This window comes from Rhizobium sp. BK377, assembly GCF_014193935.1.
In the GTDB taxonomy this organism is placed as follows: domain Bacteria; phylum Pseudomonadota; class Alphaproteobacteria; order Rhizobiales; family Rhizobiaceae; genus Rhizobium.
In genome coordinates this window covers 134,987-154,774 of the sequence record NZ_JACIAC010000008.1, presented here as the reverse complement: position 1 = coordinate 154,774, position 19,788 = coordinate 134,987, and the positions used below count along the sequence as shown (strand labels likewise).

Sequence of the window (19,788 nt, the reverse complement as noted above, 5' to 3'; positions counted from 1 at the left end):
ATTTCGATAGGATTAAGGGGAATTTTGTGGCCAATCTCGTGAATGAACTGGTGTCAGGCGTCGTCAGTAGCGTGCTCAAGGAAATCCTGAAGAAGACCATGGGCCGTACCACCAAGCGCAAGCGCCGCAAGGCAGCGTCTGCAACGGCGAGCCGCACCACCCGCAAGGCAACGCCGGTGGGTCGCAAGCCTGCTCGCAAGCAGGTCAGCAAGCGCCGCACGGCAGCAGGCCGCAGCAGGCAGCGCCGCGCCTAAAGCCTCCTCCACTGAGAGCTGCAGGGCCGCTTCACCGATACCGAGATTGAAGAGATCAAGATCTGGCGCAATGGGGCGTAACGCATAGGCAACAATCTGCGCCGCTAAGTGTCGCGGATTGGTCTTTTTTGGTTTGGGCGGGTGGAATTCCGCCCTCCGCATGCTATCTAAAGAAAACGATTGAAACGGCGGGCCTTTACCCCGCCTGTTGAAAGGATTAGGTCCCATGAGCGGTATCAACGAATTCATCGAAAACGAGATCAAGAGCAACGACGTCGTCCTTTTCATGAAGGGCACGCCACAGTTTCCGCAGTGCGGTTTCTCCGGCCAGGTCGTGCAGATCCTCGACTACATCGGTGTCGACTATAAGGGCATCAACGTGCTCGCCGATTCGGAAATCCGCCAGGGCATCAAGGATTACTCCAATTGGCCGACGATTCCCCAGCTCTACGTCAAGGGCGAGTTCATCGGCGGCTGCGACATCGTCCGGGAAATGTTCCAGGCCGGTGAGCTCCAGCAGCATCTCCAGGAAAACGGCGTCACCATCAAGACCGCCGTCGCCTGATCGGTCACCGGGCGTCCGTCCGGTTTCCAAATCCGTATTTTGAGTTCGAGGCGCTGCGCCAAGCAGCGCCTTGACCTGTTTATGGGAATTTCATCGTGACCGATTCATCACAAGCCATGTCCGCGGGTCGGCTGCCCATGGGCAAGCTGGAATTTATCGCGCTTGCCGCTTTCCTGATGGCCGTCAACTCGCTCGCAATCGATATAATGCTGCCCGCATTGCAGCAGATTGGCTCCAGCCTCGGTGTCGAAAACGAGAATCATCGCCAGTATGTCGTTTCTGCCTATCTTTTCGGTTTCGGCCTCGCTCAGCTTTTCTATGGGCCGCTTTCCGATCGCTTCGGTCGTCGCGTTCCGCTGCTGATTGGCCTTGCCATCTATGTCGTTTCCGCCTTCGGCATCGCCGTCGTGCCGACCTTTGCCGGGCTTCTGGCGTTACGCTTCATCCAGGGTCTGGGTTCCGCCGCCACCCGTGTCATTACGATTTCCATTGTCCGCGACGTCTACGGCGGCCGACAGATGGCGGAGGTCATGTCTCTGATCATGATGGTCTTCATGATCGTTCCGGTCATTGCGCCCGGCAGCGGTCAGATCATCATGCTCATCAGTACCTGGCATATGATCTTCGTCTTCATCGGCGCCATGGGGACGGCCGTCGGCACGTGGATGTATCTGCGCCTGCCGGAAACACTTGACCCCGCCAATGTCCGTCCGTTCACGGTCCGCTCGGTGGCACAAGGTTTTGCGATCTTCTTTTCCAACCGCATCGCCCTCTGTTACACCATTGCCAGCACGATCCTCTTTGGCGCGTTGTTCGGCTTCATCAACTCCGCCCAGCAGATCTATGTCGGCATCTACGGGCTCGGCGTCTATATGCCGGTCGCCTTTGCCGCTGTGGCGCTGTTCATGGCCTTCTCGTCCTTCATCAATTCGCAGCTGGTCGGCCGCTTCGGCATGCGTCGCCTGTCGCACGCGTCGATCCTCGGTTTCTGCGCATTGAGTTTCATTTGGCTGATGGTGCAGATATCGGGGCCGCAGCCGATGCCCTTTGTGATCTTCATCATCTTCTTCGCGCTCGTCATGTTCCAGTTCGGCTGGATCGGCTCCAACTTCAATTCGCTTGCCATGGAGCCGCTCGGCCATCTTGCCGGCACCGCCTCCTCAGTGATCGGCTTCATGAGCACGATCGGCGGCGCCTCGATAGGTGCCATGATCGGACAGGCCTTCGACGGAACGGCAACGCCAATGATTGCGGGTTACTTCATTGTTTCGCTTGTTGGGATCGTTTTCGTGCTGATCGCCGAAAAGGGGCGGCTGTTCAGGCCGCAGCACGCACCGCTCTCGAAGGACGCATCAATTTCGGACTTCACCGATACCGGGCACTGAAGCTTCCAGACACATCGAGTGGCGGAACGCCATGGTAGGGACTCCGCCGCCCTTCCACATCAAGTTCGGCCGCGTTTGCAGCTGCTCTTCCGTCATTCAGGGGGATTCGAATGACTCCGACACACAAACCACACACGGAAAACCAGGGTTCGGCCCGCATCGGCATGGGTTTCGTCGAATTCGTGGTGACCATCGCCATCATGACCGCCAGCATTGCCATGGCGATCGACAGCATGCTGCCGGCGCTGCCCAATATCGGCCATTCGCTGGGGGTAACCAGCAACAATGACGCGCAGCTCGTCATCGGCGTCTTTTTCTTAGGGTTCGGCGCGTCGCAGATCATCTTCGGCAGCCTGTCGGATGCCTTCGGCCGCCGCAACATCCTGCTCGGCGGCCTGGTCTGCTATGTGATCGGCATGTTTGCCGCCGCGGCCACCGGCAGCTTCGAAATGCTGCTGATCATGCGCTTCGTTCAGGGTATCGGCGGTGCAGCTGTGCGCATCACCACAATGGCGATTGTCCGCGACTGCTTCGGCGGCCGCGAGATGGCGCGCGTCATGTCCTATGTCATGATCGTCTTCATGATCGTGCCGATCGTCGCCCCTTCGGTCGGTCAGCTCATCATCACCTACGCCAACTGGCACTGGATTTTCATCCTGCTCGGCATCATCGCTTCGATTCTCTTCGTCTGGGCGCTGCTGCGCTTGAAGGAATCGCTACCGCCGGAAGAGCGCATTCCACTGTCCTTCGACGCCGTCGCTGACGGCTTCAAGACGGTTCTCACCAACCGCATCACCTGCGGCTACATGATCGGGCTCACCATGTTCACCGGCGTTATCAGTGCCTATGTGATCTCGGTGCAGCAGGTGTTCGGCGAGGTTTACGGCCTCGGCGATTGGCTGCCGATTGCCTTTGCGGCAACCGCGGGCGGCATCGCCGTCGCCAACTTCGCCAATGGCATGCTCGTGCGCACCTTCGGCATGCGCCGCATCTCGCATGCGGCCATGCTGCTCTTCACCATAATCTCTTCGATCGGCTTGGTCGCGGCGCTCGGCGGCACGCCGTCCTTCGCCTTCTCCTATGCACTCTTCTCGATCCTGCTGATCATGTTTGCCGTCATCGCCACCAACTTCACGGCGATCAGCCTGGAGCCGATGGGCAATCTTGCCGGCACGGCAACCGCCATCACTGGTTTCGTGTCGACGACTTTCGGCGCCCTCCTCGGCGGCGGCGTCGGCCAGCTGTTCAACGGCACAGTCCAGCCGCTCTTCGGCGGCTTTACGCTCTTCGGCGCCGTGACCGTTCTCATGGTCCTCTGGGCGGAAAAGGGTAAGCTTTTCACCCATCCCGGCGACAGCCCGCAGATCGACCCGGGCGCCGTGCACATGTAATGGTGCTGCAGCATAAACTGGAAGATCACCATGAGCCGTTTCTGGAGCCCCGTTGTCCAATCCTTGAGGCCCTATGTGGCGGGCGAACAGCCCGTCATTGACGGCTTGGTCAAGCTGAACACCAATGAGAACCCCTACGGCCCATCGCCCCGTGCGCTGGCCGCGATCTCGGAAGCCGTTAACGACACGCTGCGGCTCTATCCCGAGCCGACGGGCCTGAAGCTGCGTGAGGCGATTGCTGCAAGCTACGATCTCGATCCCGGCGAAGTCTTCGTCGGCAATGGCTCGGACGAGGTCCTGGCGCACACCTTCCAGGCGTTGTTGAAGCACGAACTGCCCCTGCTCTTCCCTGATATCACCTATAGCTTCTATCCGACCTATTGCGGCCTCTACGGTATCGACTTCCACGAGGTCCTGCTGGACGAGAAGATGCAGGTCAGGATCGAGGACTATCGGCAGCCCTGCGGCGCGATTATCCTGCCCAACCCGAATGCGCCGACGGGCTCCGCCTTGCCGTTAGCGGCAATCGAGGCGCTGATATCAGAGCATCCGGATCAGGTTGTCGCCATCGATGAAGCCTATGTGGATTTCGGCGGCGAAAGCGCCATCCCGCTGGTACGGAAGTATCCGAACCTGCTGGTCGTCCAGACTTTCTCGAAATCGCGCGGCCTTGCCGGCCTGCGTGTCGGTTTCGCCGTCGGTCAGCGGCCGCTGATCGATGCACTGGAAAGGGTCAAGGACAGCTTCAATTCCTACCCGCTGGACAAGCTGGCTCAAGCCGGCGCCGTGGCTGCCTGGGAGGATCAGGACTGGTTACGGAAACATTGCGACTTGATCGTCGCAAGCCGCGAGCGCCTGATTGCCGCTCTCAGGGAACTCGCCTTTGAGGTCCTGCCCTCCTCCGCCAATTTCGTCTTCGCCCGGCATGGAGAACGCGGTGCTGTGGAGCTTGCCGCGGAGCTGCGCAAACGCGCGGTCCTCGTGCGGCATCTCCGCGGGGAGCGCACCGAAAATTTCCTGCGCGTCACCATCGGCACCGATGCCGAATGCAACAAGCTCCTGGACGCGCTGAAGCAGATCCTCGCCTGACGGCTCAGACCGTGACGACCTCACGGCGCAGGATGTCCCAGCTTTCCTTGTCGGGCGTGATCAGCAGTCCGCCGGTGACATGATGCGGTAGATAGGCCGAGCCGTCGAAACGGGCGGCATAGCCGCCGGCTTCCTGGCTGATCAGCGTTCCGGCCAGATGGTCCCAGGGCATCAGCTTGTTGTACATCAGGTAATGCACGTGCCCACCGGCAAAGGTGCGGTATTCATGGGCCGCGCAGCGGTAGTTGATGAGGAAGCGCACCTTGGCGAGATTGCCGAGGATTTCGGCGCGCTTTTCCTGCGGCAGGTAGCCGGTCGAAGCCATGCCGACCATCTGGTCGATTGCGACAGGCTCTGCCACTCGCAGCCGCTGCGCCTCGCCATCCGGCCGCCGCAGCCAGGCGCCGCCGCCCTTCTCTGCCATCACCCAGTCATCGCCCATCGGATCATAGATGATGCCGGCAACCGTCTCGCCCTTGGAAATCACCGATGCCATGACGCCGAAAGCCGGAATGCCTGAAGCAAAGTTGAAGGTGCCATCGACGGGATCGACGACGATGGCGAGATCGGCACCTTCGAGCTTGTCGAGAAGGGCTTCGTCGGCGGCAACCGATTCTTCGCCAATGAAGAGCGCCTCCGGCCAGAGCCGCGCGGCCTCGACTTTCATCATCCTTTCGGCCTGCTCATCGGCCTCGGTGACAAGGTCGGTCGCCTCCGTCTTGGCGCGCACATCACTGCTGCCCAGCCTGCGAAAGCGCGGCAGGATCTCGGCTTTCGCTGCCTGCCGCAGGAGATCGGCAAGCTTCATCGTATCTATGGCAGTCGTCATAGCGCGTTCCTTTCGGTTTATCGGTAGCCGACGATCTCGTTTCGGATCATCTGCCAGCTTTCCTTATCGGGAGCAGAGATGATGCCGCCGGAAATCTCGCCGGGTCTGTAGGGCGTTCCGTCGAATTTAGCGGTATGCCCGCCGGCTTCCTGATGGGTCAGCACGCCGGCCAGATGATCCCACGGCATCAGCTTGGGGTGACCTATGAAATGCAGCTTGCCCGAGGACACCATCCAATATTCGTAAGCCGAGCAATTGAACGCGAAGGTCATCTTGACCTTCGCCATATTGGCGGCAACACGCGAACGATCCGGTTCTTCCATATGGCTACAGGCCATGGCGCCGATCATACGGCTCAGCTCCAGGGGGTCCGCGACCTTGAGGCGGACAGGCTCGCAATCGCCCTTCTGCTGGAAAGCGCCGGCGCCCTTAAGGGAAACGACCGTGTCACCGAGCACCGGATCATGAATGATGCCGGCAACCGTTTCACCCTTGACGGTCACGGCAAGGATCGTACCGAAAACCGGCATGCCGGCCGCAAAATTGAACGTGCCGTCGACGGGATCAATGACGAAGGCAAGATCGGCATCGGCGAGCGCCGGCACGACCGAACGATCCGCCTCATAGGCTTCTTCACCGACGATGAGTGCCGAGGGAAAGCGCTCGCGGATCGCTGCCGTAAGGTAAGCCTCGGAGCGCAGGTCGGCCTGCGTCACGAGATCTATGGAAGATGTCTTTTCGGAAACATTGGCCGCGGCCGCATTGCGAAAGCGCGGCATGACCTCTTCTTCGGCGACATGTCGAAGACAATCGCCGAGAAACTCTATGTCATTGTCTGAGAAATTCATTTTGGACTCGTTGCATGGAACTGCGAGGCTCATAGCAAGTCCATTATGATGTTTGGGTGACGGTCAGCGCAGAAAAGTCGAAAAGTTTCGGATCTAGCAGGTGCGACGGGTTCACATGCGCGAGCGCGCGCAGCATCGTGTCCTTGCGGCCGGGCATGCGGCGTTCGATATCGGCGAGCATGTCCTTCATCGCGTTGCGCTGCAAACCGTCCTGCGAGCCGCAGAGATCGCAGGGAATGATCGGGAACTGCATGGCAGTCGCGAATTTAGCCATGTCGTCCTCGGCGCAATAGGCAAGCGGCCTGAGCACCATCAGATTGCCTTCGTCGTTCAGAAGCTTCGCCGGCATGGCGGCAACCCGACCACCATGGAAGAAGTTCATGAAGAAGGTTTCGAGGATGTCCTCGCGGTGATGGCCGAGGACCAGCGCGTCACAGCCTTCTTCCCTGGCAATACGATAGAGGTTGCCGCGGCGCAGGCGCGAACAGAGGGAACAATAGGTGGCTCCTTCCGGCACCTTCTCTTTCACGATCGAATAGGTATCGCGATATTCGATGCGGTGTTTGACGCCGATCTTGGAAAGGTATTCCGGTAGCACATGCTTCGGGAAATTCGGCTGACCCTGATCGAGATTGCAGGCGATCAGCTCCACCGGCAGCAGCCCGCGCCACTGAAGATCGAGGAGCAGCGCCAGCAGGCCGTAGGAATCCTTGCCGCCGGAAATACCGATCAGCCAGCGTTTCTGGCCCTTGAGCATGTCGAAATCGTCGAAGGCCTGGCGCACCTGCCGCAGGAGACGCTTGCGCAGCTTGTTGAAGGAGACCGAGTGCGGCGCATCGGCAAACAGCGCATGGCCGATGCCGGCTTCAGCCGTTTCCAGATCATCGGCAATATTGGCTGCGATATTCATCTTCTTACCTGTCTGATGTGCCAGCCCTGCTTAACAGAAACCGCCAGCCCAACCCAGCCTCAATCGCCAAAAACAGACCAGCCGGTGCGCGCTGCGAGCATCTCCAGCGCCACGGCACCAAGCTGCGAATTGCCGACCTTATTAAGGCCAGGCGACCACACCGCGATCGAAGCGATGCCGGGTGCGACCGCGAAGATGCCGCCACCAACGCCGCTCTTGCCGGGCAGGCCGACATGGTAGGCGAAGTCGCCCGATCCGTCGTAGTGGCCGCAGGTCAGCATCAGCGCGTTGATGCGCCGCGCGCGCTTCGGTGACACCACCGAATGGCCGGTCAGCGGATTGCCGCCGCGCGCAGCCAGGAACAGGCCGGCCCTGGCCAGTTGCTCGCAGGTCATCGAGAGTGCGCACTGGTGGAAATAGACGCCAAGCACATGATCGACCGGATGATCGAGATTGCGATAGGAGCGCATGAAATTGGCGAGCGCGAAGTTGCGATAGCCGGTTGCCGTTTCCGAGCGCGCCACCTTGTCGTCGATGGTGATGGATTCGTCGTCAGCGAGGTAACGCACGAAGCGCAGCAACTCGCCGATCGCCTCGCGCGGCGCATGGCCGGCCATGACGACATCGCTGACGGCGATCGCGCCGGCATTGATAAAGGGATTGCGCGGGATGCCGTGCTCATGCTCGAGCTGGACGATGGAATTGAAGGCTGAGCCCGAAGGCTCGCGGCCGACGCGTTTCCACAGTCCCTCGCCCACCTTGCCGAGCGCCAGCGTCAGCATGAAGACCTTGGAAATGCTCTGGATGGAAAAGGCGACATCGGCATGGCCGACGCTGTAGACCTTGCCGTCGACGGTGATGATCGACATGCCGAACTGGTTCGGATCGACCTTGGCAAGTTCGGGAATATAATCCGCGACCTTGCCCTCGCCGATGCGGGGCGTCAGCTCCTTGTAGATGCTGTCGAGGACTGCCTGCAAATCCACCATCTTCCCTCCGGATACGAAAAAGCCGCCCCGAGAGGCGGCTTTTCCAGAATGCGAAAACGCCTCGCGTATTAACGCGAATAGAATTCGACGACCAGATGCGGTTCCATGACAACCGGGTACGGAACGTCGGACAGCGTCGGAACGCGTGCGAAAGTGGCAACCATCTTGTTGTGGTCGACTTCGACATATTCAGGAACGTCGCGCTCTGCGAGCGAAACGGATTCCAGAACCGTAACGAGCTGCTTGGACTTTTCACGAACTTCGATGACGTCGCCGGCCTTGCAACGGTAGGAACCGATGTTGACGCGCACGCCGTTGACCGTAACGTGGCCATGGTTGACGAACTGGCGGGCAGCAAAGACCGTCGGAACGAACTTGGCGCGGTAGACGATCGCGTCGAGACGGGACTCCAGAAGACCGATCAGGTTTTCCGAGGTGTCGCCCTTGCGGCGGGAGGCTTCAGCGAAGATCGCGCGGAACTGCTTCTCACGCAGGTCACCGTAGTAACCCTTAAGCTTCTGCTTGGCGCGCAGCTGCACGCCGAAATCCGAAAGCTTGCCCTTGCGGCGCTGGCCGTGCTGGCCCGGACCGTATTCGCGGCGGTTCACCGGGGACTTCGGACGGCCCCAGATGTTTTCGCCCATACGGCGGTCGATCTTGTATTTGGACGATTCGCGCTTGCTCATCGTATTTCCTTTCAAAGTGTTATGACGGTTTGTTGCCAAACCGCGCGAAGGAAACACGCCCTCCTTTGATCCCGTTTCCGAGACCCGACAGGATCTTTCCATTACGCGAACGGATCTGATCCACGGGACATGTCAAATGAAACACCGGACATTGCTGCCCGGTGCTGGCGCGGTCTTTAGGGATAAGTCACAGGATTGTCAAACAGAATCTGCCGCGGCAGGGCCTTTCTCGTCTGCCCGTTCGAGCGAACCGGCAAGTTTGCGCAAGAGTCCGGCCAGCGCCCGACGCTCGTCCTCGTCCAGCTCGTCGAGATGCCCGAGTTCCCGCCTCATGTCTTCGCGGAAGGCGGCTTCGGCCCGGCGGATGCCCTCATCCGTCAGCGCTACTTCGAAGCTGCGCTTGTCCTCGGCCGAGCGTTCCCGTCGGATCAGCCCGGATTTCTCCAGCCTGTCCAGCCGGTGTGTCAGCCCGCCCGAGGAGATCATCAGAAGGCTGTAGAGCTCCGTCGGGATCATTCGGTACGGCGGTCCAGCGCGCCGGATCGTCGCGATCACGTCGAACTCCCCGCGATCGAGATCGAATTCCGAGAATGTCGCCTCGATGGACGGCCGCACCAGATTGGAGATTCGGTAAATGCGCCCGAGAATGCTCATTGGCGTCGTATCGAGATCGGGCAGCTCCTCTGCCCAGAGCGCGCGCAACCGGTCGACATGGTCTTGCTTTTCCATGGTCACTCCAAAACTATCTTGACGAGAAGATAAATCGGAAGATTATCTTCTCGTGAAGATAAATATAGCGAACCTCCCGCGTGATCCAAGGAGGAAATCATGTTCCATGTCATACCGCGTGAAAGCCAGCAGCAGTTCGTCAATCGCACCATCCGTTTTGAGGGCGGCGATTACGGCGCGCCGGTCTCGATCTTCCTGATCGACAACGAGCCCGGCCAGGGCCCGGACCTGCATGTTCACCCCTATACGGAATTGTGGATCGTCCGCTCCGGCAAGGCGCGTTTCACCGTTGGCGAGCAGACGCTGGAGCCCAACGTCGGCGATATCGTCATCGTCAACGCCGAGACGCCGCACTGCTTCAAGAATGTCGGGACGACGCGGCTGGAGCTCACCTGCATCCATGCCAGCCCCGAGATCATCCAGAGCTGGGTCTGAGAGGCTTATTCTGCGGCGCTCTTCAGGGCGTCGGTGTCAGGCGCATCGGCCGAACCCGGTGCGGTCTCAGCCTGCAGGTCCGGGAAGGCGACGATGCGTTTGCCGGTAAAGTCCGTGTGGACGACGATCAGCCCCTGCTCTTCGAAATAGCCAAGCAGCCGGCGCGCGCGCCGGGCAGAATGCGTGCCATAAGCGCGGGCAATGCGGGCATCCGAAGGGCAGGCCTCGCCCCCGATCGCGGCCTTCGCCATCATCAGGAACACGCCCTGAAGATCGTCGGTGACGCCATTGGAGAGCGAAAGCGCCGTCGCCCAGGCTTCCCCTGCCGCCATGTCGGGATCGACGCCAGAGCGGGAAACCGCGACGCGCCGCCGGAAATCCTGCAAGGACATCGGGGCTCCCGGAACACGGCGCATGCGCAGCCGCACCAGGAATTCCTGATAGAGAACCGCATCCGTGCGGAAACCGGAGCTCGGATCGTCGAGGATCTCGGAGAGCACGCCGGAAAGCCGCTCCTCGCGTTCTTCGGCCGACAGTTCCGGCTGTGCCGCACGCGGCTCGGCGGCTTGCATGGGGCTGGCGGCCGGCGTCGAGCGGGAGAGCTCGGCAAGAATATCGGTGGTCGGGCGCGGCGCCGGTGGAGCACGCCGCACAATCGGCCGCTGAAACTCTTCCGGATCCGGCGTGAAGATCAGGTCTTCGACATCCTGTGGCGAATCCGGCAGCGGCATCAGCTTCGGGCTGGAAGAGCGCGCCGATGTCTCGACATTGCCGATCTGGATCGGCAGCGGGCGACGCGACAAGGCAGGACCGAGGGCGACAAAATGGCCGCGCTTCAGATCTCGGAACATTTCCGCCTGACGGCGGTCCATGCCGAGCAGATCAGCGGCGCGCGCCATGTCGATATCGAGGAAGGTACGGCCCATGAGGAAGTTGGAAGCTTCGGCCGCGACGTTCTTTGCAAGCTTGGCGAGACGCTGCGTGGCGATGACGCCGGCAAGCCCGCGTTTACGTCCACGGCACATCAGGTTGGTCATGGCGCCAAGCGACGCCTTGCGCGCATCTTCCGAGACATCGCCGCCGACCGAGGGCGCAAACATCTGCGCCTCGTCGACCACGACCAGAACCGGATACCAATATTCGCGATCGGCATCGAACATGCCGTTAAGGAAGGCGGCCGCCGCCCGCATCTGCTGCTCGATATCGAGCCCTTCCAGCGTCAGCACGCAGGAAACGCGGTGCTGGCGGATACGGTTGGCAATGCCGGCAAGCTCGGCCTCGGTGCGCTCGCCATCCACGACGATATGGCCGAACCGGTCGGACAGCGTGACGAAATCACCTTCGGGATCGATGATGACCTGCTGTACCCATTGCGCCGATTGCTCGAGGAGACGGCGCAGCAGATGCGATTTGCCGGAGCCGGAATTGCCCTGCACGAGCAGACGCGTCGCCAGCAATTCCTCGATATCGAGCGTCGCCGGGTTGCCGGACGCCATTCCCATATCGATGCCAACCTGCACGTCCAATTCCCCTTACAAATTCCAGCCCCCGTCTCTAGCAGATTCGCAGGCACTGTTGTCGTCAAACCTTTAAAAACCCACAGGGAAAGTCAGGCCTGGAAAGATGACCTACACCGCCTCGCGCTCGACGAGATTGCCCGCCATGTCGTTCTGCGTCGGAATCAGCAAACGGGTGCAGAGCAGGCTGACGAAGAGCGGTACCAGCAAGACCGCAAGCCCCACGCGCAATCCCAGGAGTTCGCCGAGAAAGCCAATGATCGGCGGCCCGATGAGAAAACCGCTGAGCGCCGCGAAGGAGAGTATGGCAACGCTTGAAGCAGGCGGTCGGTCGGTCAGCGAAGCGACGGCCGTCACCGCAAGCGGGAATCCGACCGAGACGCCGACACCGACGGCTGCAAAGCCAAGCAGTGCAAGCGGCGTCACCGGCGCAAGCAGAACGACGAGCATGCCGGCAAGCGAGGCGATGCCGCAGCCGCGGGCAATGGCAACCGCACCGAAACGGCCTTTCATGTAATCACCGCTGAAGCGCCCCGCCGCAACCATGAAGGCGAAAACCGAATAACCGAGGCCGGTTTGCGCACCTTCGGCATTCATGACATCGCGGAGATAGACCGCCGACCAGTCGGCGATCGCACCTTCGGTCATGGTCACGCCGAAGACGAAGGCACAGATCCCGAGCAGGGCAAGGCTGGGCGGCTTGAAGCCGCTCTTTACCTGCGAATTCTCCTCATGGTGACTTTCCGGCAATTTCGGCAGGCGCAGGCTGGCAATGAGCGCGATCGGCAGGACGATGATCGCCGTGATCAGGATCGACCAATGCGGTGAAAGCCCGATGGCAATGGCGCCAACGCCGATCAGGCTGCCGGCCATGATGCCGAAGCTCCAGAAGCCGTGGCAGCGGCTCATGATGATTAGTCCCGTCGCTTTCTCCGTTACATCGGCCTCGACATTCATGCCGAGTTCCACCGTGGAAAGCGCGACCCCGACGATCATCAGGGCAAGGAAAAGAAGCAAGGCGCTGGGCGCGAAGGCCGGCAGCGAAACCACCGCAAGAAAGAAGATGAACCCATAGATGATCGCCATGCGCCCGCCGATGCGCGAGACGATCCGGCCGGCAAACGGGAGAATGATCAGCGTACCAATGGGTAATCCCAAAAGGGCTACCGCGAGATCGGCGGTGCCGAGTTCGAGCTTCGCCTGGATATCGGGAATGCGCGGTAACCAGGCGCCAAAGGCGATCGGTTGCAAAAAGAAGATCAGCATCACAAGTCTTTGCAGCGGCACGGCGCATCCCTTTTCATCTTGAGCGGCAAACACCTGCTCGCGATTCCCCGCGGGGATCTTGCGTGATGAGACAGGGGAAATAAAGCGCGCAGTGCCCTACCGCGTGCTCAGACCGAAACCTTGCATCAGCCGCCGCGTGGCAAAATCCGGATTGCCCGAGGTGAAGACGGCAAAGTCGAAATTGTCAGGGTGAACGGCGTCCGCAACGTGCGGAACCAGCGTGCGAGCGCGCCGCGCAATGGCTTCCGCCGGATCCAGCCAGTCCACCGGCCAAGGCGCCAGCCTGCGGAATAGATTGGCCATGAAGGGATAATGCGTGCAGGCGAGCACGACGATATCGGTCTTGCGCCCATCCTTCTCGACAAAACATTGATCAATCTCGGTGAGCACTGCCTCGTCTGAAACGGCGTCACCGCGGATATAGGCCTCGGCCATGCGGGCCAGGTTTTCGGAGCCGACCAGCCGCACATGGCATTGCTGGGCGAAGGACTGGATGAGGTCGCGCGTATAGGCGCGTCTGACCGTACCCGGGGTCGCAAGCACCGAGACGAGGCCGGACCGCGTGCGTTCGGCGGCAGGCTTGATCGCCGGCACCGTGCCGACGAAGGTCATCTGCGGAAAGGCAGCGCGCAGATCCGAACCCACAAGCGTGAAGGCCGTATTGCAGGCGATGATGCAGACTTCGGGATCGTAATCTTCGAGCAGCTTGGCGAAGAGCCCGATGATCCGCTCCTTCAGCGCCTGCTCTTCCCAGCCGCCATAGGGAAAGCCGGCATCGTCGGCGATGTAGATAAAACCGCGTTCCGGCATCAGCACGCGCGCCTCGCGCAGCACGGTCAGCCCGCCGATGCCTGAATCGAAGACGAGGATGGGTTTCAGCTCATTTGTCGGCGCTGTCATCGGTCGGGGCACCCTTGGCGGATCGAGTAGAACCGCCTTTGCGCGGGCTGTTGCGCGAAAAGCGGTCCAGGGAGGAGATGACGCCGCGCAGCACGCTGATTTCCTGCTCCGTGAAGGCCCGGCGGGAGAGAACAGCGCGGAGGTTGTCGACCATTTTCGGCTTTTTCGAGGGCGGATGAAAATAGTTGCGGGAATCCAGCGCTTCTTCCAACTGGTCGAACAGGCCGAAGAGCTGTTCCTTGGTGGAGGGCCGCTGCTCAAGCGCCTGGAACGGCACCGCTTCCAGATCCTCCATGCCCGATTTCATCCATTCATAGGACATGAGCAGCACCGCCTGAGCGATGTTGAGCGAGGCAAAGGCCGGATTGACCGGAAAGGTGACGATCTCGTCGGCGAGTGCCACTTCCTCATTGGTCAGCCCCCAGCGCTCGCGGCCGAACAGGATACCCGTCGCCTCGCCTGCCCGGAAGCGGCTGCGCAAGTTTCCGGCGGCAAAGACCGGGGAGCGCACAGGCTTGTAGTTGTCGCGGCTGCGCGCCGTCGTCGCGTAGACGAAATTGAGGTCGGCAATCGCCTCTTCCAGCGTGGCGAAAACCTTGGTGCCTTCGATGACATGATCGGCCTTGGAGGCTGCGGCTTGTGCCTTCTCATTCGGCCAGCCGTCGCGCGGATTGACGAGGCGCAGATCGGCCAGGCCGAAATTCGCCATGGCGCGCGCCACCATGCCGATGTTCTCGCCCATCTGCGGCTCGACCAGAATGATGACTGGCCCCTCGGCCAGAAGTTGACGCTCGCTGTTGGTGCCCGCCATATGCTTCCTATTCCTGATTTACGGGCGCAATAGCTTTGCCGGCCGCAAACGGCAAGTCCTGCGTCTCTGTAGGATAGAGCCGTTCGATGGTCGAGCCGATCATTTCGACGGCCAGCCGCGCCCCTTCCCGCCACAGCGGCAGGTGACGGCTGACGTGCCGCATCTGCTTGCGGGTGACGAGGAAACATTCCGAGCCGCGCGGCGCAAACCTGTCCAGAAGGCCGATATCTGCGGTGATCCGTTCCTTGAGATCCTCGTCGACGGCATCGGCGGAATTATTGCGGGCCAGAATGCGCGACCAATAGGTAACCGAGAGGAAAATCGCCAGCGTCTGGCGAATTTGTCCCGGCCTGGTGACAATGGACCAGGTCGAACCAAGCGGGCGCGCTGAAAGCGTGATGTCGCGATAGCAGGCATCGACTTTCTGTGAGATGACGATGAGCTCCGGTTGGCTCTTCTTGTCAGACACGGCTAGGAGCAGCTCCTTCAGGGCGTCGAACCACTTGGCGACCGCCGTATCGAGTGTCCCGCGTGTGCGTGCCGGCAGGACGAGAAAGGCGACCAGCGTTCCCGCCACCGCGCCGATCAGCGTCTCTTCCAATCGCAGCTTGAGGAGATCGAAGGTCAGGACACCCATCACGCCATAAACCAGGCAGAGCACGATCGAGATAAAGAAGGTCATCGTCGCGTAGGAAATCTGCAGGAAATAGAAAGCAAGGAAGACGCAGGCGAGTGAAACCGCGAGGGCGGCAGCCAGGTGGTGCGTCAGCAATGTCGCCAGCACCAGGCCGAAGGCGATGCCGAACAGCGTACCGATCGAACGCTGCAGCGCCTTGATGGCAGTATCGCCGCGCGAATTGGTGTTGGTGAAGACGAGGAAGGAGGCAAGCACCGCCCAGAACCAGCGCTCGCGCGACAAGGCGAGCCCGAGCGTCATGGCAATTGCCGCTGCCAGCGTGATCTGCAAGGCCGAGCGCATCAGCGGGTTTCTGAACGAAAAATCGATGTTGGCAGGTGCGCTGGACTCTTCCACCGAAGCGATCTCGGCGAAATCCGACCTGCGTCCGGCATCGATCGTTTCCACGAGCTGCCTGCGCGCGGCGGCGAGCCAGAGGAGCGCACGCACCGTCTCTCCTTGCGGCCGGCCCTCTATGTCGGCGACCGCCTTTTCCTCAGCCGAAAGTACCGCCTTGTCGTCCTCGATCACGGCATGGACCAGAGCAAAAGCCGGCGCACTTTGATAGCTCAGCACGATGGCGCTTTCCGTCGCCAGGTGCGCGTCGAACAGCCGGATCGCCAGTTCCGCGGCCGGCGGTGAAGCACCATCGAAGACGCCGCCCGGCGGGCGCGGAATGAAGCTTTCGGCCATCAGCACCACTTCCTTCAGCCGGTCTTCCAGCTGGCGCAGTTCCTGCCGGTCGGCCTCATCGACCTTTCCATCCGTTGCAAGTGCCGCGAGCTTGAAGAGGATCTGGTTTATGCGGCCTCGCACGCTCTCCAGTGAGCGCAGCAGGTCGCGCCGCCAATTGTCTGGCAAAAGCACCGCCCTCACCCAATGGCTGACAAGCGCCGAGACAACTGGGCCGATCACGACCACAGGCAATTCCCCGATCGTCGGGTGGAAGTAGGCGCCCATAAAATAGGAGGTGAAGGCGAACATGCCGATGGCAAAGCCACGCGGCCCATAAACACGCGCAGCGGAGGCGAGGAAGATCACCACGAGGAAGATGAAATCCGAAAGGTAGCGTTGCGATTCAAGCGCGGCGGCGATGCCGACGACGACGAGGCTTGCAAGACAGCCGAGCAGCCTGGTGATGAGCTGGCGGGTCGAGCCCTTGTCGCGCACGGCAACCCCGCCTTCGATCGACAGCACGATGCCGAGACCATAGGAGGCGGTCGGCAGCGGCACGATGAGCATATGGATAACGAGCAGCACCGTGAAGGATAGCATGATCGACAGAGTGACCCGGCAGCCCATGCGCAGGCGCGAAAGCGCCGGGTCGTTGGCAAGCAGCCAGTCTCGGAACTCAAAGCCGGAAATCACCCTTGCCAGTCCTCATGCGCCGGATGTGGCGAACCCGAAAGCGAGATACCGCCGCCTCAGCAAAAATCAAATCACACCTTGGCTTGGTTTGCTGCGAACAGCCGGCGTATCATTCGCCGTTGGCGATTTGCACCATGGTTTCCTTGAGCGATATCGGCCCGTTCCCCTCTTCGCCCTGGATCATGATATCGTCGATGACGGGTTTGCCCGCTTCCTCGATCACCTCGAAACGCACAGTGGTAAAGGCATCTCTGTTGGGTGTGCCTTCCAGGCAGGTCGCCGCCTTGAACTTCACCGTCACCTCGGTCGTGCCGTTTGCCGGCTGGCCGTTTTCGATGGAGAGATCCTGCAGCGGGCAGGCATCCTGGCCATTGACGATCACGTCATAGTCGAAGGGCGAAATGCCATCCTCGTCGGCTGCCGGGTTCTTGGCGGCCGCCTTGTATTTGTCGCCGAAATCCTTGCTGTAGAGCCGATCGAGCATGCTTTCCTGGAAAATATCGATCCAGTCGCTGACGTCGCTCGCCCAGTTCTTCTTCGTATCATCAATGATTTCCTTGACCGGCGCGGTGGCATCGGACGCAAGCGAAAGGCCTGGTGCGACGGACAGGGCGGCGACGAGGCCAGCGAACAGAACGGCGATCTTTTTCATGGCAAAATGTCCGGGACTCGGGAGCTTATGCGGGCGAGACTAGCCATTTTCCGGCACATGGCAATGGCGGCAAAAACGTCACGGTTCCGCCCGTTCGGCTTTGCGTTCCCGGCTCACAATGCTATAGCGCTCCGGACCACATCACCCACCCGGGACAGCTGTCCCTTTCTTAAGCTTACGAGGCAGATACATGAAGAAGATCAAGGTCGCCAATCCTGTCGCCGATCTCGACGGCGATGAAATGACTCGCATCATTTGGCAGCTCATCAAGGACAAGCTGATCCATCCGTATCTCGACCTCGACATCGATTATTACGACCTCTCGGTCGAAAACCGCGACGCCACAAACGACCAGGTGACCGTCGATGCCGCCAACGCCATCAAGAAGTACGGCGTCGGCATCAAGTGCGCGACCATCACTCCGGACGAAGCCCGCGTGAAGGAATTCAACCTCAAGGAAATGTGGAAGAGCCCGAACGGCACGATCCGCAACATCCTCGGCGGCGTCATCTTCCGTGAGCCGATCATCTGCCGCAACGTTCCCCGACTCGTTCCGGGCTGGACGCAGCCGATCGTTGTCGGCCGTCACGCTTTCGGCGACCAGTACCGCGCAACCGACTTCAAGTTCCCCGGCAAGGGCAAGCTGACGATCAAGTTCGTCGGCGAAGACGGCACGGTTATCGAGAAGGAAGTCTTCAACGCACCGGGCGCCGGCGTCGCCATGGCCATGTACAATCTCGACGAGTCGATCCGCGAGTTCGCGCGCGCCTCGATGATGTACGGCCTGATGCGCAAGTGGCCGGTCTACCTGTCGACCAAGAACACCATCCTCAAGGCCTATGACGGCCGCTTCAAGGACATCTTCGAAGAAGTCTATGAGACCGAATTCAAGGATCAGTTCAAGGAAGCCGGCATCACCTATGAACACCGCCTGATCGACGACATGGTCGCTTCCGCTCTCAAGTGGTCCGGCGGCTACGTCTGGGCCTGCAAGAACTACGATGGCGACGTTCAGTCCGACACGGTCGCCCAGGGCTTCGGCTCGCTCGGCCTGATGACCTCGGTTCTCCTGACGCCAGATGGCAAGACGGTTGAAGCCGAAGCCGCTCACGGCACGGTCACCCGCCACTACCGCCAGCACCAGAAGGGCCAGGAAACCTCGACGAACTCGATCGCTTCGATCTTCGCCTGGACGCGTGGCCTGGCGCACCGCGCCAAGCTCGACGACAATGCCGAACTCGCCAAGTTCGCCTCCACGCTGGAAAAAGTCTGCGTCGACACCGTCGAAGCCGGCTTCATGACCAAGGACCTGGCGCTGCTCATCGGCCCCGATCAGCCGTGGCTCTCGACCACTGCCTTCCTCGACAAGATCGACCAGAACCTGCAGGCTGCCATGGCCTGAGCTCTGCTCGGATGAAGCATCGGAAAACCCGGCCTTTTGTGCCGGGTTTTTTTGTCGTCGTGGCCGATAATCAGTAATGACCTATAAAATGCAAGTTTCGCGTAAGTTGCAAAGCCTATCAATCTACTCGCCTGGGCGTGGAGGTTCTGATGGCCAAGAAGAGTTTCGTTCCCGAGTTTCTGCAACTTGCGAGGCTGATGGCGCGCCGCGAAGGCCAGGATATGATCGTCTTCTACCTTGATCTTGCGCTGATCGAGACGCAGACCCAGCATTACCGTCAGCGCTGGCGATCCGCTTCCGCCGAAACCCCTGGAGCTGATGTACTGCCGGCGACAGAGGTCATTCCTCGATCCGCCGCGAAGAGCTCGCCTGCGCCAAAGGTTGAAATCTCTCGCACCAATGCTACGAAGAAAGCATGGGAGAGAGGAGAGCAGGATGACCGAGAAAATCACCTTCTACACGAACCCGATGTCGCGCGGCCGGATAGCACGGTGGATGCTGGAAGAAACCGGCGTACCATATCATACTGAAATCCTGACATTCGGTGGGACGATAAAGGAGCCGGCCTATATGTCCATCAACCCGATGGGCAAGGTGCCGGCGGTCCGACATGGCGAGACGATCGTGACGGAATGCGCCGCGATCTGTGCGTATCTTGCAGAAGCATTTCCGCAAGCAGGCCTCGCCCCCCAGCCCGATGAGCGTGCCGATTATTACCGCTGGATGTTCTTCGCCGCCGGGCCGCTGGAAACCTCCGTCATGCTGAAGGCGCTTGGCTTCGAAATCCCGCAGGAGCGGTTGCGTATGGCCGGCTGCGGCTCCTTCGGCGATGTCATGGGAACGCTGGAAAAGGCGGTTTCGGCCGCCTCTCCTTATATCACCGGCAACCGGTTCACGGCAGCTGACGTCTATGTCGGCTCGCATATCGGCTGGGGCCTTGCCTTCGGCGGCATCGAAAAGCGCCAGGCCTTCGTCGATTATTTCGGCCGCCTTGCCGAACGTGATGCCTATAAGCGGGCAACCGCGCTCGATGAAGAGGCAGCGAAAGCGATGCAGGCTGCCTAG

Annotated in this window: 21 protein-coding genes; 9 read left to right on the top strand and 12 right to left on the bottom strand. The window is 60.6% G+C overall.

All coding sequences use genetic code 11. The features are described from left to right. The first annotated feature begins 26 nt into the window (after positions 1-26). The 5 genes from FHT92_RS26080 (at position 27) to hisC (ending at position 4,684) form a co-directional block, all read left to right on the top strand. Positions 27-254 (top strand): hypothetical protein, encoded by a 228-nt coding sequence (locus tag FHT92_RS26080; protein ID WP_183830783.1) that lies wholly within the window; start codon positions 27-29, stop codon positions 252-254. Positions 255-480: 226 nt separating this feature from the next. Further along, positions 481-819, top strand: coding sequence for a Grx4 family monothiol glutaredoxin (grxD, locus tag FHT92_RS26075; protein WP_007826252.1), 339 nt, complete (start codon positions 481-483; stop codon positions 817-819). A gap of 137 nt (positions 820-956) precedes the next feature. Then, positions 957-2,204 carry a multidrug effflux MFS transporter gene (locus FHT92_RS26070; protein WP_183830976.1) on the top strand — a complete coding sequence of 416 codons (1,248 nt, stop codon included), beginning with the start codon at positions 957-959 and terminating at the stop codon, positions 2,202-2,204. Positions 2,205-2,314: 110 nt separating this feature from the next. Next, complete coding sequence (locus FHT92_RS26065; protein ID WP_183746875.1) at positions 2,315-3,595, top strand: multidrug effflux MFS transporter; 1,281 nt, start codon at positions 2,315-2,317, stop codon at positions 3,593-3,595. A 30-nt stretch (positions 3,596-3,625) separates the two neighbouring features. Further along, positions 3,626-4,684: a histidinol-phosphate transaminase gene (gene hisC, locus FHT92_RS26060; RefSeq protein ID WP_183830781.1), complete on the top strand. Its 1,059-nt coding sequence runs from the start codon at positions 3,626-3,628 to the stop codon at positions 4,682-4,684. A 4-nt stretch (positions 4,685-4,688) separates the two neighbouring features. Here the strand turns inward: hisC and FHT92_RS26055 are convergent, their stop codons facing one another. The 6 genes from FHT92_RS26055 to FHT92_RS26030 all read right to left on the bottom strand — a co-directional run bounded on the left by FHT92_RS26055 (position 4,689) and on the right by FHT92_RS26030 (position 9,675). Beyond that, a complete protein-coding gene (locus FHT92_RS26055) occupies positions 4,689-5,513 on the bottom strand; it encodes an inositol monophosphatase family protein (protein WP_183830779.1) in 825 nt (274 codons plus the stop codon). Positions 5,514-5,530: 17 nt separating this feature from the next. Further along, on the bottom strand, positions 5,531-6,361 hold the full coding sequence (locus FHT92_RS26050) for an inositol monophosphatase family protein (protein ID WP_183830777.1): 831 nt from the start codon (positions 6,359-6,361) through the stop codon (positions 5,531-5,533). 43 nt (positions 6,362-6,404) lie between these two features. Continuing rightward, a complete protein-coding gene (gene ttcA / locus FHT92_RS26045; RefSeq protein WP_183830775.1) occupies positions 6,405-7,271 on the bottom strand; it encodes a tRNA 2-thiocytidine(32) synthetase TtcA in 867 nt (288 codons plus the stop codon). A 59-nt stretch (positions 7,272-7,330) separates the two neighbouring features. Further along, positions 7,331-8,260, bottom strand: coding sequence for a glutaminase (locus FHT92_RS26040; protein ID WP_112547754.1), 930 nt, complete (start codon positions 8,258-8,260; stop codon positions 7,331-7,333). A 68-nt stretch (positions 8,261-8,328) separates the two neighbouring features. Further along, positions 8,329-8,946, bottom strand: a complete 618-nt coding sequence (gene rpsD / locus FHT92_RS26035; RefSeq protein WP_183746862.1) for a 30S ribosomal protein S4 — start codon at positions 8,944-8,946, stop codon at positions 8,329-8,331. A 198-nt stretch (positions 8,947-9,144) separates the two neighbouring features. Then, positions 9,145-9,675 carry a MarR family winged helix-turn-helix transcriptional regulator gene (locus FHT92_RS26030; RefSeq protein ID WP_183830773.1) on the bottom strand — a complete coding sequence of 177 codons (531 nt, stop codon included), beginning with the start codon at positions 9,673-9,675 and terminating at the stop codon, positions 9,145-9,147. Positions 9,676-9,774: 99 nt separating this feature from the next. Here FHT92_RS26030 and FHT92_RS26025 point away from each other — a divergent pair, with 99 nt between their 5' ends. Then, entirely contained in the window at positions 9,775-10,110 is a 336-nt protein-coding gene (locus tag FHT92_RS26025; RefSeq protein ID WP_183830771.1) for a cupin domain-containing protein, read from the top strand. A gap of 5 nt (positions 10,111-10,115) precedes the next feature. Here FHT92_RS26025 and FHT92_RS26020 read toward each other — a convergent pair whose 3' ends face one another. The 6 genes from FHT92_RS26020 to FHT92_RS25995 form a co-directional block, all read right to left on the bottom strand. Then, complete coding sequence (locus FHT92_RS26020) at positions 10,116-11,630, bottom strand: ATP-binding protein (protein WP_183830769.1); 1,515 nt, start codon at positions 11,628-11,630, stop codon at positions 10,116-10,118. A 108-nt stretch (positions 11,631-11,738) separates the two neighbouring features. Then, positions 11,739-12,914 (bottom strand): MFS transporter, encoded by a 1,176-nt coding sequence (locus tag FHT92_RS26015; protein WP_183830768.1) that lies wholly within the window; start codon positions 12,912-12,914, stop codon positions 11,739-11,741. 96 nt (positions 12,915-13,010) lie between these two features. Beyond that, positions 13,011-13,814 (bottom strand): glutamate racemase, encoded by an 804-nt coding sequence (murI, locus tag FHT92_RS26010; protein WP_183830766.1) that lies wholly within the window; start codon positions 13,812-13,814, stop codon positions 13,011-13,013. Then, entirely contained in the window at positions 13,795-14,625 is an 831-nt protein-coding gene (locus FHT92_RS26005; RefSeq protein WP_183830764.1) for an RNA methyltransferase, read from the bottom strand. The genes murI and FHT92_RS26005 overlap by 20 nt, the downstream gene beginning before the upstream one ends. A gap of 7 nt (positions 14,626-14,632) precedes the next feature. After that, entirely contained in the window at positions 14,633-16,669 is a 2,037-nt protein-coding gene (locus FHT92_RS26000) for an FUSC family protein (RefSeq protein WP_183830762.1), read from the bottom strand. Positions 16,670-16,778: 109 nt separating this feature from the next. Next, positions 16,779-17,321: a hypothetical protein gene (locus FHT92_RS25995; RefSeq protein WP_183746839.1), complete on the bottom strand. Its 543-nt coding sequence runs from the start codon at positions 17,319-17,321 to the stop codon at positions 16,779-16,781. A 190-nt stretch (positions 17,322-17,511) separates the two neighbouring features. Here FHT92_RS25995 and FHT92_RS25990 point away from each other — a divergent pair, with 190 nt between their 5' ends. From FHT92_RS25990 to FHT92_RS25980, 3 genes are all read left to right on the top strand, one after another. Then, positions 17,512-18,723 (top strand): NADP-dependent isocitrate dehydrogenase, encoded by a 1,212-nt coding sequence (locus tag FHT92_RS25990; RefSeq protein WP_183746838.1) that lies wholly within the window; start codon positions 17,512-17,514, stop codon positions 18,721-18,723. 149 nt (positions 18,724-18,872) lie between these two features. Continuing rightward, positions 18,873-19,253, top strand: coding sequence for a hypothetical protein (locus tag FHT92_RS25985; protein WP_183830760.1), 381 nt, complete (start codon positions 18,873-18,875; stop codon positions 19,251-19,253). Beyond that, positions 19,159-19,788, top strand: a complete 630-nt coding sequence (locus FHT92_RS25980) for a glutathione S-transferase family protein (protein WP_183830758.1) — start codon at positions 19,159-19,161, stop codon at positions 19,786-19,788. The genes FHT92_RS25985 and FHT92_RS25980 overlap by 95 nt, the downstream gene beginning before the upstream one ends.